Origin of the sequence: Tsukamurella soli (assembly GCF_039541155.1) — a bacterium.
GTDB lineage: Bacteria > Actinomycetota > Actinomycetes > Mycobacteriales > Mycobacteriaceae > Tsukamurella > Tsukamurella soli.
Genome location: NZ_BAABFR010000039.1, coordinates 16022 through 33196, shown reverse-complemented (window position 1 = coordinate 33196; position 17175 = coordinate 16022). Strand labels below are relative to the sequence as shown.

18 protein-coding genes and 1 other RNA gene are annotated in these 17175 nt (G+C 70.9%); 3 read left to right on the top strand and 16 right to left on the bottom strand.

What is annotated here, in order from left to right; all coding sequences use genetic code 11:
- The first annotated feature begins 6 nt into the window (after positions 1 to 6).
- The 3 genes from ABD908_RS13730 to ABD908_RS13720 all read left to right on the top strand — a co-directional run bounded on the left by ABD908_RS13730 (position 7) and on the right by ABD908_RS13720 (position 3336).
- Complete coding sequence (locus ABD908_RS13730; RefSeq protein WP_344996623.1) at positions 7 to 1506, top strand: CYTH and CHAD domain-containing protein; 1500 nt, start codon at positions 7 to 9, stop codon at positions 1504 to 1506.
- Between the two features lie 158 nt (positions 1507 to 1664).
- Positions 1665 to 2228, top strand: coding sequence for a DUF5994 family protein (locus ABD908_RS13725; protein WP_344996621.1), 564 nt, complete (start codon positions 1665 to 1667; stop codon positions 2226 to 2228).
- 46 nt (positions 2229 to 2274) lie between these two features.
- Positions 2275 to 3336, top strand: a complete 1062-nt coding sequence (locus ABD908_RS13720; RefSeq protein ID WP_344996618.1) for a fatty acid desaturase family protein — start codon at positions 2275 to 2277, stop codon at positions 3334 to 3336.
- Positions 3337 to 3425: 89 nt separating this feature from the next.
- On the opposite strand, the gene ABD908_RS13715 is transcribed toward ABD908_RS13720, so the two are convergent.
- From ABD908_RS13715 to ABD908_RS13640, 16 genes are all read right to left on the bottom strand, one after another.
- Positions 3426 to 3632: a cold-shock protein gene (locus ABD908_RS13715; RefSeq protein ID WP_344996616.1), complete on the bottom strand. Its 207-nt coding sequence runs from the start codon at positions 3630 to 3632 to the stop codon at positions 3426 to 3428.
- A gap of 217 nt (positions 3633 to 3849) precedes the next feature.
- Positions 3850 to 4323 (bottom strand): DUF5994 family protein, encoded by a 474-nt coding sequence (locus ABD908_RS13710; RefSeq protein ID WP_344996613.1) that lies wholly within the window; start codon positions 4321 to 4323, stop codon positions 3850 to 3852.
- 489 nt (positions 4324 to 4812) lie between these two features.
- On the bottom strand, positions 4813 to 5211 hold the full coding sequence (locus ABD908_RS13705; RefSeq protein ID WP_344996611.1) for a DUF5994 family protein: 399 nt from the start codon (positions 5209 to 5211) through the stop codon (positions 4813 to 4815).
- Positions 5212 to 5332: 121 nt separating this feature from the next.
- On the bottom strand, positions 5333 to 6094 hold the full coding sequence (locus ABD908_RS13700) for a cutinase family protein (protein ID WP_344996609.1): 762 nt from the start codon (positions 6092 to 6094) through the stop codon (positions 5333 to 5335).
- A 39-nt stretch (positions 6095 to 6133) separates the two neighbouring features.
- Positions 6134 to 7546 carry an RNB domain-containing ribonuclease gene (locus ABD908_RS13695; protein WP_344996607.1) on the bottom strand — a complete coding sequence of 471 codons (1413 nt, stop codon included), beginning with the start codon at positions 7544 to 7546 and terminating at the stop codon, positions 6134 to 6136.
- 29 nt (positions 7547 to 7575) lie between these two features.
- Positions 7576 to 8367 (bottom strand): acyl-[acyl-carrier-protein] thioesterase, encoded by a 792-nt coding sequence (locus tag ABD908_RS13690; protein WP_344996605.1) that lies wholly within the window; start codon positions 8365 to 8367, stop codon positions 7576 to 7578.
- The gene (locus tag ABD908_RS13685; RefSeq protein WP_344996603.1) at positions 8364 to 9140 is read right to left on the bottom strand and encodes a DUF2127 domain-containing protein; all 777 of its coding nucleotides are present in this window, start codon (positions 9138 to 9140) and stop codon (positions 8364 to 8366) included. The genes ABD908_RS13690 and ABD908_RS13685 overlap by 4 nt, the downstream gene beginning before the upstream one ends.
- Before the next feature lie 207 nt (positions 9141 to 9347).
- Positions 9348 to 9752 (bottom strand): nuclear transport factor 2 family protein, encoded by a 405-nt coding sequence (locus ABD908_RS13680; protein WP_344996601.1) that lies wholly within the window; start codon positions 9750 to 9752, stop codon positions 9348 to 9350.
- Positions 9753 to 10237: 485 nt separating this feature from the next.
- Positions 10238 to 10656, bottom strand: an RNA gene (gene rnpB, locus ABD908_RS13675) — RNase P RNA component class A.
- A 43-nt stretch (positions 10657 to 10699) separates the two neighbouring features.
- Complete coding sequence (locus ABD908_RS13670; protein ID WP_344996598.1) at positions 10700 to 11623, bottom strand: ABC transporter permease; 924 nt, start codon at positions 11621 to 11623, stop codon at positions 10700 to 10702.
- The gene (locus ABD908_RS13665) at positions 11620 to 12423 is read right to left on the bottom strand and encodes an ABC transporter permease (RefSeq protein WP_344996597.1); all 804 of its coding nucleotides are present in this window, start codon (positions 12421 to 12423) and stop codon (positions 11620 to 11622) included. Before ABD908_RS13665 ends, ABD908_RS13670 begins: the two co-directional genes overlap by 4 nt.
- Positions 12420 to 13295: an ABC transporter ATP-binding protein gene (locus tag ABD908_RS13660; protein ID WP_344996596.1), complete on the bottom strand. Its 876-nt coding sequence runs from the start codon at positions 13293 to 13295 to the stop codon at positions 12420 to 12422. Before ABD908_RS13660 ends, ABD908_RS13665 begins: the two co-directional genes overlap by 4 nt.
- A gap of 5 nt (positions 13296 to 13300) precedes the next feature.
- Entirely contained in the window at positions 13301 to 14413 is a 1113-nt protein-coding gene (locus ABD908_RS13655; protein WP_344996594.1) for an ABC transporter substrate-binding protein, read from the bottom strand.
- 113 nt (positions 14414 to 14526) lie between these two features.
- Positions 14527 to 15183 (bottom strand): histidine phosphatase family protein, encoded by a 657-nt coding sequence (locus ABD908_RS13650; RefSeq protein ID WP_385920127.1) that lies wholly within the window; start codon positions 15181 to 15183, stop codon positions 14527 to 14529.
- Positions 15180 to 15938: a zinc ribbon domain-containing protein gene (locus tag ABD908_RS13645; RefSeq protein WP_344996592.1), complete on the bottom strand. Its 759-nt coding sequence runs from the start codon at positions 15936 to 15938 to the stop codon at positions 15180 to 15182. Before ABD908_RS13645 ends, ABD908_RS13650 begins: the two co-directional genes overlap by 4 nt.
- Positions 15939 to 16061: 123 nt before the next feature.
- A complete protein-coding gene (locus ABD908_RS13640) occupies positions 16062 to 17162 on the bottom strand; it encodes a Nif3-like dinuclear metal center hexameric protein (protein WP_344996589.1) in 1101 nt (366 codons plus the stop codon).
- Positions 17163 to 17175: the final 13 nt, after the last annotated feature.

Genomic DNA, 17175 nt, shown 5'->3' with positions numbered 1-17175 from the left:
CCCGGCATGAGTGAGCAGCTCGAGATCGAGACCAAATACGAGGTCGACGAGGACACGCCCGCCCCCGATCTCAGCGCCGCCGACGGTGTGGCTCGCACGACCGTCGACGAGGTGTTCCACCTCGCGGCGACCTACTACGACACCGAGGTACTGGACCTGGCCCGGCACCGGATCACGTTGCGGCGCAGGGTGGGCGGCAAGGACGACGGCTGGCACCTCAAGCTGCCTGCGGGCGCCGACCGGCGAGAGGTGAGCGCGCCGCTGTTTCCCGACGACCCGACCGCGCCCGCACCCGGCGACGGCGTCCCCGCCGAGCTCGCGGCGCGGGTGTTGGTGTACACCCGCGGCCGGGTGCTGGCGCCCGTCGCCATCGTCGAGAACGACCGGCACACCACGTACGCGTGGGACACCGAGGGCACTCTGCTGGGCGAACTGGCGGACGACCACGTGCACACCGTGTCGCTGCTCGATGACGGTGTCGAGAAGGCCTGGCGTGAATGGGAGTTCGAGGTCCCGGACACCGACGCCGGGCGGGTGGCGGCGCGCACCGTCGACCGCTTCCTGCGCGCGGCGGGCGGGCGCAGCCCGCACAGCGCGTCCAAGCTGGCGCGGGCGATCGACTCCGACCCCGCGCCGGTCGAACCGACCACCGTACGCAAGCCCACGAAAGCCGCGGCGAGCGAGCTGCTGGTGGCCGCGCTGGCGGGCTACCGGGACCGCCTGACCGCGAACGACCCCCTGGTGCGCGCTCGCGCCGACGACGCCCTACACCAGATGCGGGTCGCGACCCGGCAGTTGCGCAGCGCCCTCACCGAGTTCTCGGCGTACTTCTCCGGACCGGCGCCGGCGGCACTCTCATCCGAACTACGTTCCCTTGCATCAGTTCTCGGCGGCGTCCGGGATGCGGAGGTGTTGGCGGAACGGTTCTCCGCGCAAGCGGAGGCCGAGCCCGAGTTGGCCGCGGCCGTGGGATTGTTGGCGGCCGAGCAGCGGCGTCGCGAGGCCGCGGGCTGGTCGCGGGTCGACGCCTACCTCTCCGCGGACCGGTACTTCGCGCTGCTCGACGCCGTGGACGCGACCATCGCCGAGCCTCCCCTTGCCAAGCGCGCCGCGAGGCCGGCCGTGTCGACGCTGGCGCCGATGATCCACCGCCGGATCCGCGGGTTCGCCCGGGACGCTGACGACCTCTTGGCGGCGCCGGACGCTACCAACGACGATGTGCATGCGATCCGCAAGCGGGCCAAGCGACTCCGCTACGCGGCTGCGGTCGCGGAACCGGTACTGGGCAAGGCGATCCGCGCCGAGATCGTTGCCCTGGCCGCCGTGCAGACCCGGCTCGGCGAGTTCCAGGACGCCGCCATCGCCCGCGATGCGGTGGCCGAGGTGGATCTGAGCGGCGTCGCCCCGGCGACGGCGTTCCAACTCGGGCGCCTCGACGCCGTCGAGGAGCGACGGGCGGCCGACGCCCGGGCCTCCCTCCCCACGCTGCTTCGGCGCCTCGGCTGACGGACCCGAGCTCGGTTCCGTCCAGCCGGCATCGGGCCGACCGTCGGCCGACAGCGTAGGCTGGGAACCAAGAGGGTCGATATCCATCGAATCACGCGATGCTCCAACCCCCACCTATCGGCGTCGCATCACGGCGCCCACCGATTGGAGCGTCCCTCATGACGCAGTTGCCCCATGCCGCGCGGCCGACACCCCGCCTGCGGCTCTCCCCCGAGCCCGCCCCCGGCAGACAGACGCACGCCCGGTTCGACGGTGCCTGGTGGCCACGTACCCACGACCTCGAGGCCGAACTCGTCGACGTCATTCCGCTTCTCGATGCGCGGGTCACACGCGTCGAGCGGGTCTGCTATCCGATCGCCGACTGGACGGACACACCGAAGCGGCTGATGACAGGGCACCGTCGTCTCGACCTGGACGGCTACAACTATCAGGCCACCGGGACCGTGCGGTTCGCCGGCCCGGACGACACCGTGGTGCTCGCGGTGGTCGCACCCGAAGCGGAACCCGAGAGTGCCGCGTGGGAACTGCAGGCCGCCCTCGACAGCCACGAGCACCGGACCGCGGACGAGCTCTCCCGGGCAGCCGGGCCCGCATCCCGCGCGCAGGCGACCGACAGGTCGGCGACGGCGCAGTGGGAGAACGACGGTGGCGGCGGCGACCAGGCTCCGCTGGCGAGCGACTACATCCCCGCACCTTCACCGCTTGCGGGGTTGACGCGATGACCACCCTCCTGGCCTCTGCCGCCGCCGACCTGGTGCCGTCGTACTGATGGCGATCACGGACATCGCCGGCCTGGCGCATCTCACGGAGGACGACGTCGAACGCCTGCATTCGGAGCTGGAGGATCTGCGTATCCGGGTCCAGCGCTCCCTCGGCGCGGGCGACGCCGCCTACATCCGGCGGACCATCGCGGCGCAGCGGGCGCTCGAGGTCGTCGCCCGGACGCTCATCGCGACGACCCGCTCGCGGCGCGGCTGGGCGGTGGGAACGGCGGCCCTCGCGCTGGCGAAGATCATCGAGAACATGGAGATCGGCCACAACGTCTGCCACGGCCAGTGGGACTGGATGAACGATCCGGAGATCCACTCCACATCGTGGGAGTGGGACATGGTGGGCGTCTCCCGACACTGGCAGCTCTCGCACAACTTTCTGCACCACCGCTATACCAACGTCGTGGGCGTCGACGACGACCTGGGCTACGGGATCGCGCGAGTGACTCCGGATCAGGACTGGCGCCCTACAGATCTCGGCCAACCGGTGCGCGCAGTGCTGCTGGCGCTGCTGTTCGAATGGGGAATCGCACTGCAGGGCTACGACGCTGCGATCGCAGCCGCCGCCACCCCTCGGGCGCGTCGTGAGGTGCGACTGTCGTTGCTGCGCAAGGCGACGCGCCAAAGCGCCAAGGACTACCTCGTGTTCCCGCTACTCAGCCGCAACCGGTGGCGGCGTACCCTCGCGGCCGACGCGACGGCGAACATCATCCGGAACGTGTGGGCGTACCTCGTGATCAGCTGTGGCCACATCCCCGGCGAGGCCGCGAAGTTCGACCGCACTGTGCTGGACGACGAGACACCCGGCGAGTGGTACCTGCGACAGCTGCTCGGCTCCACCGACTTTCGCGCCGGGCCCGTGATGGGGTTCCTCAGCGGACACCTCAGCCACCAGGTCGAGCACCACCTGTTCCCCGATGCGCCGAGCAACCACCTCGCGGGCATCAAGCGAGCGGTCGACGCCATCTGTGCCCGCTACGGAGTACAGCGGCCGACGCACTCGCTGGGGCACCAGATCGTGGAATCACACCGACCGATCATGGTGCTGGCGCTGCCGTGAGGGCGGGCCGGCCCGGCCGGCTCCAGAACCGACGGGGCGGGCCCGGTCTCCCATGAGGAGACCGGGCCCGCCGCGCTGAGAACAGGTGGTCAGATGACCTTGACCGAAACGGCCTGCGGGCCGCGATCGCCGGCCTGCTCCTCGAAGCTGACGCGGTCGTTCTCGTTCAGGGTGCGGAAGCCCTGCCCGCCAACGATTCCCGAGAAGTGCACGAACAGATCCTTGCTACCGCTGTCGGGGGTGATGAAACCGAACCCCTTGTCGCCGTTGAACCACTTGACAGTTCCCTGAGCCATGAGGACTCCTTCAATACGTACCGGGACAGCACAAGACTGGCACCCGAGGCCAGCGGAGGAGAATCAACTCGGTGATGAATCTGTGAACCTGCCGCGCAGTTCTTCGCGAGCGAAGCCACTGAATGAAAACTTGACCACAACCAAAGTAGCACAACCACGGGGCCGCGCGCCATCCCAATGAGAGGGATTGCAGTCCAACAGGTTCCGAAAGGCGCGATCAGCCTGACCGCTCCGAGGGGGACGACACCCCGGATCCGATGAGGCGGTCGGCGAGACGCCCGCGTTCAGCGAGACGCGCGCGGCCCGACGGGGACGCGACGCACTCGACGCCGCGTGGCCGGGCCGACGGTGGCATCGTGACGGCGAGCTCGAGCCTGTGTGCCGGTCCGACACCTAGCAACGTGACCGTCCCCAGCCGGGCACGGAGATATCCGTGCAGCTCGATGCGGTCATCGTCGACAGTGCAGAACGGCGGCTGGACTCCCCAATCATTCAATCGATAGACGACTCGGTCCACCGCGGACATCTGGCCCGAGACCGCGTCGAGCAGCGTGGGCAACTCCCGCGCCAGGTCGCCCGACGCCGGGCACCACAGCCCGTCGAGGACGCCGATCGACGTGGGGAATCGCTCGATTCGCAGCAGGGAGCGGTACGTATGGTCGGGACGTGCATAGTCGATGGACGGCGTCATATGCCGCTCCGTTTCTCCCGCCGTCGGGGCGGGGTGGTATCGGCGTCGGACATAGCCGACGCCGTAGGTAACGGGGATTCGTGTGGGCGGACGCTCGCCGAAGCATCCGGGCTTGCCGGACGTGCGGCGCGCCTCCGCCGCTGCGCCTATCGGGATACCTACCTGCAGGAGCGCATGCTCACTGGAAAGAGGCAGTTGCCCACCCGGGTACGCCCACGGTCACGCCCACGAGGACGCCCATGTGGGCGCCACTTGCCATCCACCGTACGCGACGGCGCATCGCGACGACAATCGCCTGTCGCGGCCGGAGCCGAGCCCGCGGGTCACGGCGGAAGGGCACGTACGTCGAGAACCCGAGCCGGCGAGTGGCAGTGTCGATGAATGACATGTGTCGCGGATCACATAGTGGGGTCGCTCGTCAGCATCCCAGCTCCGGATCGGATGCATCGCCGCCGGCGTGCGGCACCCGTCGCCGCCGGGATCGTTCACCTAGTCCAGCCGGCGGCGCAGGAGCAGGAGCGAGGTCATCTGCTGCTCCGCGGTCGAGGCGGGAACCTCGGGCGCGACGAGCCCGAACACGACTGTGGAGTCGGGACCGATGAAGCTGATGTAGCCGTGCGGGTTGTCCCGACTACCGTCCAGGTCGGTGATCGCACCGCAGAGATGCAGTTCCGGGCCGGCCGGCCGCCAGTCGAGGCTGCTGTACTGCACCCGGGCCAGCGACCGGAGGCGCGTTCCGAGCACGGGGACGATCAGGGGCAGTTCCTCGCCCAGTTCCCGGCAGCGGGGCCACCAGACACCGTCGACCACCGCCGCCACCGAACTGCGCCGCGCGAGCCGCAATCGCCCCCGAGTTCCCGCACACGTCCCGGTCGCCGAGGGCATCATCGAGAGGCTCCATCCGGGGTCGCATTGACGCGGCCCGCTACGCGAGAGCCCGGGGCATCACTGAATTCGATGCCCGACAGCCTCTCTCACGAGCCTACGCGCCGGCCCCCCGGACCGTCGGTCAAAGGCCCGCAATCGGCTTGAGCCGGGCCAGGATCGGGCCCGCCGTGTACGACGTGTGCGCGTTCAGCCCGATGCTCATCAGATCACCTGTCCACTGGCACACCGGATCTCCGTTCGTGCAGATCGACAGCGTGTGTGCGCCGATCCGCGGCGGCAGGTCGCCGGGAACGGCTCCGGCCACCACGGCAGCGCGCGCCATGCCCTGCCCGCCGCGGGCGGATCCCATACTGATGACGGTGTCCCCCGGGAGCCGGTCGGGGTCGGCGATGAGCGCCGCGGCGGCGATCTGGGGGCGGTCACCGAGCCGCTGCAGGGCGCGGTGCACGGCGGCGGCACCCTGCGAGTAGCCGATCAGCACGACACGAGTCGACGGGCATGCCCGGGTGACGATCCCGAAGTCCCCCTGCGTGTCGGCGGCACCGGTCTCGATGCTGGCGAGGAACGGGCCGATCCCTGAGATGTCCTGTGGCACCGCCGCGGCGGGGTAGTGCACGGCGCGCACTGTCGCCGTCTTGCCCTCCGCGCGGGCGGATGCGGCGAAGCCGTCCGCGACACCCGCCACCAGTGGACCCAGGCCGCCGTCCTCGCCGCCTTCTCCCGAGCCGGCGGCGCCGATCACGGTGTAGTCGGCGCACACGGGGGCTGCGGACGCGGCAGCAGCCAGCCCGGGGACCACCGGTGCGACGAGGACGGTGGCGGCGAGAGCGGGTGCGCCGACCAGGGCGGCGAGCGTTGCTGACACGGATCGGCGATACTTCATGGGGCCAAAGTACCGTCTGCGTGGCCGCGGCGCGCTTCGTCAGACATTTTCCGCGTCTTGCGCTTTGACGCCCGCGGGCGACATGTCGGGCTGGTAGTCGAACGCGACCTTCCGGGCCGCGACGTCGGCTCTGGCCAGCCGCACCGTGATCGCGCGACCCTCGGGCGGGTCACCCGCGCACTTCGCTATCACCGCCGGCTGCTCGACGAACACCTGGTCGCCGCGCATCACGGTGGCGGCGAACCTCTCGCCGACCCGACCGGCCAGGATCGTCGCCTCCGTGAGGTCGATGCAGGCGCGCCCCACCTTGGCGGACAGCGAGTCGGTGGCATGCATCGTCTCCGCGATCTGGACGAGCGAACTCCGAACCCAATCCGGCACGGGCGCAGAAGCACTCACCGCCAGACACACCTCCGTAGCGAACCTGTCTCCGAGCCGCCGCAGGGGCGCGGTCACGTGCGCATACGGCGCGCCGACTCCGGCGTGCAGGGGCTGCTCGGGCACGGCACCGTCGAACGGTGCGTAACCCGCCCCGCGCAGCAGCGACACGGCGTCGGCCATCACGGCGAGCCCGCGCGGGGTAGACACGTCGACGCCGTCGAGGAACTCCCCCACCGATGTGGACTCCGGCCAGTCGAAGCCGAGGGCCGCGGCGCTGCGGCGCAGCGCTGTCACCGTCTTCGCATCGGCGGGCGGCAGCGTGCGCAGGACCCCCACCCCGGCCCGCAGCATGAGCTGCGCCGCACACATGCCGGTGAGCAGGGAGATCTGCGCGTTCCACTCGTCGAACGCGGTGCGCGGCTCGATCCGCAGCTCCCACCCGTCATCGCCGCGCACGGCCTCCTGCTCGGGTAGCCGGAGGTCGACGGAGCCGTGCGCGCGCCCCCACGCCGCGCGCAACCGCCCCACGTCGGCCAGTGCCTCGACCGAGGGATGCAGCCGCCCGGACTCCCAGTCCGCCTGCACACCGTGATAGTCCAGCCGTGCCACCGAGCGCACGCGGGCCCGATCGACGCGGGCCGACACCACCTCGCCGGCGCGATCGAGCCGGATCTCCCATAGTGCGGCAGGTCGATCCTGCTGCGGCAGCAGCGATCCCGCCCCCTCGGACAACGACAGTGGATGCAGCGGCACGGAACCGTCCGGGAGGTAATAGGTCTGGCCGCGCCGCCGGGTCTCGAGATCGAGGGCACCGCCCGGCGTGACCAGTGCTGCGACGTCGGCGATCGCGTAGTACACGGTGTACCCCGCCGAATCGGCCGCGATGTACATCGCCTGGTCGAGGTCGCACGAGCCGGGCGGGTCGATGGTGACGAGCGGCAGGTCGGCACGATCGCGGCGCCCGATCGCGAACCTGTCGGCCGCGGTGTCCGCCTCCCTCTGCTCAGCAGGCCCGAACACCTCGGTCAGCGCGAACTCGTCACGGACGGCCTGGAAGTCGACGTCGCACACGGCGTCGATCCTCGCACGACGGAACCGCCTCAGGAGGCGGCCGGGAGAAGCGGTGTCACGCACATCGGCGCGGCGGTCCGGGTCCCGCCCGGGTCGTCCTGCACCAGCCACACGAACAACGTGTCGCCGTCGCGGCGCCGTAGCAGCCGCGGCGCGTCCGCCAGCGTCAGGGGCGAATCGTGCTCGACGATGCCCCGCAGCGGCAGCATGTCGCGCAGGTCCGGATACCCGGACAGCGCGTGCTCGAGCGCGGTCCAGTAGACCGCGTTGTTGACGTGGTCGAAGAAGTCCACATCGGTGCTGCGCAGCACGAACGGGACCTCCTCGGCATCCGGGTGCGGGGTGGGATCCAGGAGCCGCTTCCATCGCAGTACGCCGGGCCCGGCCGCGACCCCGAAGCGGGCGACGAACTCGTCGGACATCCGGGTCGGGGTACCGGTCTCGGTGTTGAAGCAGATCCAGAACGCCTCGGTCTCCACCCGGGTCCCGGCCTCGCCGCGCAGGTCGATGCGCACGTCACACCACCGCGAACCCATGCGAGACGCCCACCGTTCGAGTGTCAGGCGCTCCGGCCACGAGCCGTTCGCGTGGATGTCGATGACGGTGCGCCGTGCTATCCACGCGTTATGCGAGTCGTAGAAGCCGGCCGCGACCAGGTGGTCCTGGCCGGTGTCCTGCAGGTAGCGCGCGACACCGTCGAACTTGATGCCGTTGTCCGGGCGCACTGCGTCGGCGCGGACGGTCCGTTCGGTACGGAAGACGGTGTGGTCTGAGCGCAGCGCGGGATCCGACGGTGGCGGGCTGAGCGGCTGTCCGATCACGTCGCCGAGTCTTCCACACGCTGCTGTGCCTGCCGGGCCGCGAGCGCGAGCGCGTCCTGTTCGGCGTGCTCAGCGCGGTAGGCACGCCCGCCCCCGTTGAGCCCGAACAGCCGCTTGCTCCACAGCAGCCACACCACCGCGGCGATGTTGATGGCGAGCGCGATGGCCTTGAACGCCGTCACCTTCTCGAGGATCTCGTAGATCTCGAGCGGCAGGAACACGCTGGTCGCCACCACCGCGAAGTACTCGCCCCAGCGGTGGCCCAGCCACAGCCCCGCCGCCTCGACGAGCTCGATCAGCGCGTACGCCGCGAGCCCGAGCGCGACCCATGTCAGCGCGGTGGACGATAGGGAGAACGCCTTGTCGATCTCGTGGATGATCTTGGAGTGGTCGGGGTTCCACCCGAACTGGTCGGCCAGCGGCCGCACGAGCGGGAGATCCCGATCGAACGCCGCCTGGAGGTGCTGACGCGAGCCGCGCACCTTGAACACGCCCACCGCGAGCAGCGTGAAGATCAGGGTCCGGATGATCCGCTCGCACGCCAGCAGTCGCGTGATGAAGCGGTCCCGGATCGCGCGGCCGCGCAGCACCGTCGGGGCCTGGGAGCGGGGCCCGGTCGCCGCGGCCGGTCCGACCACGAACGAGTCACAGCGCAGGCAGCGCCACGCCTCGCCGTGCGCCGTGTCGACGCGCAGGCGCTCGCGCAGTTCGGGCTCGTCGGGGGCGTAGGTGACGTGGCCATGCAGCCCGCACGCCCGCAGTCCGATATCCATCCGGCGAACCTAGCAACCCGCGCATGACCAGCGCCGTCAGCGCGAGCCGCGCCCCGGGACGAATCGCCCAGACCGCTACAGACCCGACACCTGCGCGCGGGCCGGACCCGCTGCGATGCCGTCGGCGAGATCGAGACCTTCACTGGAGCGGGAAGTGTTGTCACGCAATGTCTTCGCATGACGGCGTGGCGGGCGCCGTGAGCTCTCCTAGGGCTGAAGCGCGTTCATGTAGTCCTGCCAGCGCGTCACCTTGCCGTCGCGACGGGTGATGAACCCGATGTAGCTGAGATCCCTGGGCGTGCCATCCGGGCGTCGGTGACGGCCGGTGGCCTGGACGATCGTCTCGTCGCCGACCTCGCGCACCTGAACGTCCTCGAACGGTCCGAACACGATGTGCCCCGGGAGCTGGCGCATATAGGCCGCGATGGCTTCGCGGCCCTCGAGCCGGCGAACCTGCCCCTCGGACGCCCACGGGAACTCGTGGACGGCATCGGGAGCGTAGATGGTCCGGTGCGTCGCGGCCGCCCGCCCGCCTCCCCCTCGCGCATACTCGCCGCTGCCGATGTCCTTCTCGCTGATGCCGACGTCCCGCAGACGGTGACGATGGATCACATCGCCGCCGCAGCCGGCGTTGGAAAGGGAACCCTGTTCCGAGCGTTCCGCAGCCGCGACGGCCTCCTCGACGCGCTGTGGACCGGGAAGCTCGCGGCCCTACGCGAGGCCGTAGAGGAAGGCACGGAGCCGCTCGGCCCCGGCACGCCGTCGCGCGAACGGATCGTGGCGTTCCTCGACGCACTGCTCAGCTTCAAGCTCGCGAACCGCCACCTCATTCGCATGCGCCCGAAGAGCCCCGTCGGAGTACGTCAGGCGACGAGCTACAAGTGGTCGCACGGTCTACTCCGGGCCCTGATCGACGACGCCGCTCCCTGGGCGACCGCGGACGACTCGGGTTACGCGGCCCACGTCCTGCTTGCGGCGCTGGATATCGATCTCCTCGAGGAGCTACTCGGCTCCGGACGAGCGCCAGAGGACATCCGACGCTCACAGGCTGCGCTCGCGCTCGCGATCATCGACGGAGCCCAGGCGGGCGGTTGGGGCGGACGAGCTGACGTGTAAGCCGGATCCTGTCCCGGCCGAAGCCGGGGGCGACCATCCATCTGGGCACACCGTCGCCGGGTGCCTCGAGCGGTCCACCCGCGCGCTCGGGCGAGCAGCCCTCTTTCACGCGCGCAGCAGCACCGTCGGCCCGCAGGCCGCTGGTGCCGCCTTCGACCTTGCTCCGGGTGGGGTTTACCGAGCCGCTCCGGTCACCCGGAGCGCTGGTGCGCTCTTACCGCACCGTTTCACCCTTACCCGCCCCGAGAGGCGGGCGGTCTGTTCTCTGTGGCACTGTCCCGCGGGTCACCCCGGGTTGCCGTTAGCAACCACCCTGCCCTGTGGAGTCCGGACTTTCCTCGACGCGGGCTGCGCTGGTGGGCCAGCCGTTCCCGATCGCCGCGGCCGCCCGGTCAGCTCGTCCGCGCTATGCAGCGTAGTCCAGCCCACCCGGTGCGCCCGAATCAGCTCCGGCCGGCGTCCGGCCCCCACGCCGCGAGCGCCGCGGACTCGATGACGCTCACGACCGCGTAGAGGGCGATCGACACCACCACGCCCACGAAGGCCAGAGCCCACACCTCGGTGGAGTGCCCCAGCCCGTGCGCGGTGGCGATCAGGCCGCCGAAACCGCTGAAACCGGAGATCCATTCGCCGAGCATCGCGCCGACCATCGCACCGGGCACCGAGATGCGCACGGCGGCGAGGAGGTTGGGCAGCGCGGACGGGATCTGCACCCGCACCAGCGCCGACAGGCGTCCGCCGCCGTTCACCCGGATCACGTCGAGCGCCTCCGGCGCGGCGGACCGCAGGCCGAGCACGATGTTGATCAGCGCCGGGAACAGCACGACGATCGTCCCCACCAGGGTGATCGCCACCTTCGTGTGCCCGAAGATCAGCAGGATCAGCGGCGCCATCGCAACCAGCGGCACCGAGCGCAGCAGCATCGCGATGGGCATGAAGGCGAACTCGAACGCGTCGAACAGCACGAACAGCGACGCGACCACGAGCGCCACCACCATGCCGACGACGAAGCCCAGCGCGGCGTCGGTGAGCGTGGTCCACAGCGCGCTCAGCGCATCCGACCGGGCCTGCCCCGCGGTCTGACTCTGCGGCCGCACGCCCAGCCTGGGGTGGTTGTCGAAGAAGAAGTTCCACACGTCGGCGGGGGTCTTGCCGACCAGGGGGTCGATGGAGAAGATCTTCAGCCCCGCCCACCAGATCACCAGCAGCACCACGATCGAGACCACCACGACCAGGGCCGACCATCCCACCCGGCGGCCCACGGCGCCCGCGACCGAGCCGGTCCGCGCGTCGTCGACCGTCCCGGGCGCCGACGGTGCCGGGGCCGCCGTGGGCGCCTCCGCGTCCGACTGCGCCGGGGCGGTCACTGCGCGGCTCCGGCCATGGCGCCCCACGGTGTGACGAGCCGCGCGATTCCGGCCACCAGTAGGTAGCCGATGCCGGCGACGGCGCCGCTGGTGAGCGCGATCCACCACAGCACGTCCGACTGCAGGTGGCTCTGCGCCGAGATCAGGGCTACGCCCACCGAGTCGTCACCGCCACCGCCGACGAACTCGCCGAGCACGGCGCCGAGGAACGCCGCCGGAGCCGCGATCTTCAGCGCGGCGAAGATGTTGGGCAGCGCCGTGATGACCCGTACCTTCCGCAGCTGGGTGAGGTATCCCCCGCCGTACGCGGTGATGACGTCCAGGCTGGCCGACGACGCCGAGCGCAGGCCCACGAGGGTCCCGACGACCGTGGTGAAGAACGGGGCCATCGCGGCCAGGATGATCGGCGGGACGTGGCTGCCGAGCGGCGCGGCCTCGACCAGGATCGCGCCGATCGCGACCGGCGGCAGGCAGTAGCTGACGATGGCGACCTGATTCGCGACCTCGCTGAGCCGCGGCACGAGCAGCACCAGCGCGGCCGCCGCGAGCGCGAGCAGGTCGCCCCACAGGAATCCCCAGAGCGCCTCGGCCGTGGTGGGCGCGAAGTCGGCCCGAAGCGTCACCCAGTCTGCGCCGCTGCCGTAGTGCCTCACCACCGACCAGGGGGTGGGGATGGCGTGGTCGGTGGTGTACAGCGTCTGCGACGCGAGCCACCACAGCAGCACGATCACGATCAGCCCGATTCCGCCGCCCACCCAGCGCCGGACCTGCGGCGAGGTGGACAGCGCGGCCGGCGTCACCGTCCGGCCCCCGCCCCGTCTGCGCCGCCCCGCCCGAACAGGATCTCGGAGATGCGGTCGTGCAGGTCGTGGAACTCGGGGGTGCGCATCATGTCGGGCGTGCGCGGGCGCGGCAGGTCGATCTCGACGATCTCGGCGATCCGGCCGGGCCGCGGGCTCATCACGGCGACCACGTCGGACAGGAAGATCGCCTCCGCGATGCCGTGGGTGACCATGAGCGTGGTGGCGGGCCGCTCGGTCCAGATCCGCAGCAGCTCGACGTTGAGCCGCTGGCGGGTCATGTCGTCTAGGGCGCCGAACGGCTCGTCGAGCAGCATCACCGTCGGCTTCACCACCAGGCAGCGCGCGATCGCGACGCGCTGCCGCATCCCGCCGGACAGCTGCGCCGGCTTGGCCTTCTCGAATCCGGTGAGGCCGACGAGCTCGACCAGGTCGGCGATCAGTCCGGGCTCGGGCTTGATCCCGGCCACCTCGAGCGGCAACCGGATGTTCTTCTCGACGGAGCGCCACGGCAGCAGCGCCGCCTGCTGGAACGCGATGCCCAGCTCGTGGTCGCGCTGGATCTCGCCGACGGACCGGCCGTTCACGAGAACCGCGCCGGCGGTGGGCTGTTCGAGCCCGGCCAGGATCCGCAGGATCGTCGACTTGCCGCACCCCGACGGGCCGAGCAGCGCGAGGAAGGAGTTCTCACGCGTGCCGAGGCTGACGTCGTCGACGGCCGTGACCGAGCGCCGGCCCAGGCGGAACGACTTGGTCAGCCCGGAGATGCTGACCCCGGTGGCGGCAAGGGGTTCGGCGGCCGGGCTCGCGGTGCTCAACGGCGCGCTGACGGTGGCCGACGGCGCCGGATCATGATGGGACACTTCGGTCATGGGATTCAGCCGATCAGTTCCGGATGCTCCTTGTAGACCTCCGCCAACAGCGACATATCGAACAGCTGCCCGCCGGTGATCGTGATCCCCTCGGCCGCAACCGCTTTGATGATCTTCGCCTGCAGGTCACCGGTCAGGGTGAACAGGCCGTTCTTCTTCGTGTCGGCCGAGACCACGAGCGCGTTCTGCGCGGTGGCCTCCTTCGTCTGCTCGGGCACCGTCAGCTTCTGGTCCTTGCCGTACACGGTCACCGCCAGCCGCGCCGCCTCGGCGGGCGAGGCCACCGCGTCCTTCCACCCCTTGATCTCGGCGAGCAGGAACGCCTTGAGCATGTCCCGCTTGGTGTCGATCGTCTTCTGCAGCACGGTGAACGTCTCGGCGGTCAGCGGCAGTCCGTTGTCGGCGAACCCCAGGGTGACGGGCGTGAGCTTCGCGGCCTCCACGAGGAACGGCTCGTTGGTCAGGTAGGCCATGTAGCCGTCCTGATGGCCCGCGATCAGCTCGTCGGGGGTGAACCCGGCGCTGACGATCTTCATATCGCCGGCGCTGAGGCCGTTGGCCTTCAGGAAGCCGGCGAAGATGCCCTGGTTGGGGCCGGGTTGGATGGCGATCGTCTTGCCCTTGAGGTCCGCGGGCGTGCGGATCGGCTTGTGCTCGGCGATCGACAGGATGCAGAAGGGGTTCTTCTGGTAGGTGCTGCCGATGATCTTGAGCGGCGTGCCGCTGTCGGTGATGTGCCGGGCCGTGGAGTCCGGCGCCGAGAGGCCGACGGTGACCTTGCCGGTCGCGACGGCCTGGTCGATGTCAGTGGTGCCGCCGTTGTTGGCGACCAGATCGACCGACGAGAAGCCGGCCGCCTTGTAGTACCCCTTGGAGTCGGCGAAGAACTCGCCCGCGAACTCGATGTTCTTGATCCACGAGAGCTGCACCGAGATGTCGCCGAACGCCCCCGCGCCCCCCGTGCTGCTCGAGGAGACCGCCGCGGACCCGCTGCTACTGGACGAGCAGGCCGCCAGCAGCGGGCCTGCCGCGGCCAGCGCGCCGAGGCCGAGTCCCCCACGGAGCAGAGCGCGGCGGCTCAGGGGGCGTAGGGCGACGGAAAGGTGTTCGTCGGACATGGAGCTCCTCGGCGGTCGGCGTTGCGGAACCCCGGCGAACGCTCCGGGTGATTCGCACGCTAGAACCGCGTCGTTTCGCCGGTGTTACCCCGCAGCGTCGGCCGGATGACGCCCTACCCGCCGAGCTGCGCGGTCCGGTTGACCAGCCGCACCGACGCACCACCGTCGGGGTAGAACTCGACGATCGACACCGACGCCAGGTCGAGGTGCATCCGGTACAGGACGTCCGCGGTGCCGCCGAGCGCGATCCGCAGCATCGTCTTGATCGGGGTCACGTGGGAGACGGCGAGCACGGTCTGCGCCGGGTGATCGGCGACCAGCCGGTCGCGCAGGGCGGTGACCCGCACGAGCACCTCGTCGAAGCTCTCGCCGCCGGGGGCGGGCACCGTCGGGTCGGCGAGCCAGCGGGCGTGCAGCTCGGGATCCCGCTCGCGCGCCGCCGGGAACGAGAGCCCTTCCCAGCCACCGAAATCCGTCTCGATCAGCAGAGGTTCGACGGTGACGTGCAGCCCGCGCGGACCGGCCACGGCAGCGGCGGTCTCGCGGGCGCGTCCGAGCGGTGACGTGTATGCGACGTCGATGGGTACTCCGCCGAGTTGCTCCGCCGCGGCGGCGGCCTGCGCCCGGCCGATCTCGGTGAGCGGCGGATCCCCGTGGCCTGAGTACAGCCGGCGCACGGACGCGGCGGTCTGGCCGTGCCGCAACAGGATCAGCCGGGTGGGCTCGTGCGCGGAGACGGTCCACCCGCCGCGCTGCGCTGCCGAGGTCACTCGGCGGGCTTCGCCTGCGCGAGGCCGGACTCGTTGGTGCGCACGAGGATCGCGCCGCATTCGTCGCAGTTGACCACCACGTCGGCGAGCGCGCGGGTCACGCGGTCGAGGAAGCCCCGGTCCAGCTCGATCCGGCACGCGCCGCACCGCCTGGCGCGCAGCAGCCCGGCCCCCACCCCACTCGCGGAGCGCCGCCGCTCGTACTCGGCGACCAGGTCGGCGGGGAGTTGACCTAGGAGCGCGCCGCGGTCGCGCTCGATCCGCCCACGCGCGGCCTCGATGTCCTCGAGCGCCTCCGCGCGGCGGCCCAGGGCGGCGTCGATCTTGTCGTTGGTGGCGTTCACGGTGGCCTCGGCGCGCTGCTGCTCGAGCTCGACCGCCTCGCGTCGCTCCATCAGCTCCAGCTCGGAGTCCTCGAGTGCCGACTGCCGCCGCTCGAGGCTGCGCAACTCGTGCTCCAGCTCGGACAGCTGCTTGGAGCCTACGGTGCCGGCCTGCAGCAACGCCCGGTCCTTCTCCTCGCGGAAACGGGTCTGCTCGACCTCCTTCTCCAGCTTCGCGATGTCGCGGTCGAGGTCCTCCACCAGGATCGATACCCGCACCGACTCGTCCCGCTCGGCGCTGGCGGCCTTCTGCAACTCGGCGATCTCCGCGTCCTCCGGGAGGTTCCGCGAACGGTGGGCCAGGCGAGCCGTCTCGGAGTCGAGCTCGGCGAGGTCCAGCAGCTTCCGCTGTACAGCGGGATCGGCGTTCATTCGGTCCACCTTACTGACCCGCAGCCGCCCCCACGCGCAACATGTGCACCCGACCGTCGGCCCGCCGCAACATGTGCACCCGACCGTCGGCGCTCGGGCCGACGGTCGGGTGCACATGTTGGGTCAGGAGACGTACACCGTGAAGGGGTCCGTGGGGCGGGTGAACACGTCGACGGCCAGGTCGGGCGCCAGCAGCTCGGCGACCACCATGCACCAGGGGAACTCGGTGGCCCAGTGTCCGGCGTCGAGCACGGGGCAGCCACCGGCACGCAGGTGTTCGTCGACGGGGTGGTGCCGCAGGTCACCGGTCACGTACGCATCCACCGGGAGCCGGCGCACCGCGCCGAGCAGCGAGTCGCCGGCGCCGCCGCATACGGCGACGGTGCGCACCACGGCATCGCCGGGTCCGGCGGCCCGCACCGGCACGCCGAGGGCAGCGGCTACGGACGCGGCGAACTCCGGCAGCGACACCGGGACGGGCAGCACACCGATCCGTCCCAGCCCCCACTCACGTTCCCGCGCAGCGAGTTCCACCACATCGAACGCGGGCTCCTCGTAGGGGTGCGCCGCACGCAACGCCGCCAGGACGGCTGCGCCGGCCGCACGGGGTGCGACGAACTCCGCGCGGGTCTCGGCGACAGTCTCCAGCCGGCCGGACGTGCCGATGGCGGGGTTCGCTCCCGCGCCGGGGCGGAACTGCCCGGCACCGTCGACGCGCCAGGCGCACTCGGAGTACTCCCCCACCCGGCCCGCACCGGCGGCGAACACGGCGGCCAGGACCGCGTCGGTATCGGCGAGCGGCACCTTGACGTTCCACGCGTCCAGCGGCTCGGCGTCGCCGAGGTACTCGATCGGACCGGTCACCTCGAGTGCCAACGCCGCGGCGAGGGCGTCGCCCACGCCCCCGCGGGCCCGGTCCGCGTTGGTGTGCGCGGTGTAGAGCGCGCAGCCGCCCGCGATGAGTCGGTGGATCAGCGCGCCCTTCGGCGTCGAGACGGCGACGGTGTCCACGCCGCGCAGTAGCAGCGGGTGGTGCGCCACGATCAGCTCGGCGCCGCTGGCGAGCGCGGCGTCCACCACGTCGGCGGTCACGTCCACGCAGGCGAGCACCCGCGTCACGTCGGCGGCGGGGTCGCCGCACACCAGCCCGACGCTGTCCCAGTCCTCGGCGAGCCGCGGCGGGTACGCCTCTTCCAACACATCGATGACGGCTGTCAGCTGCACGTGGTACAGGATA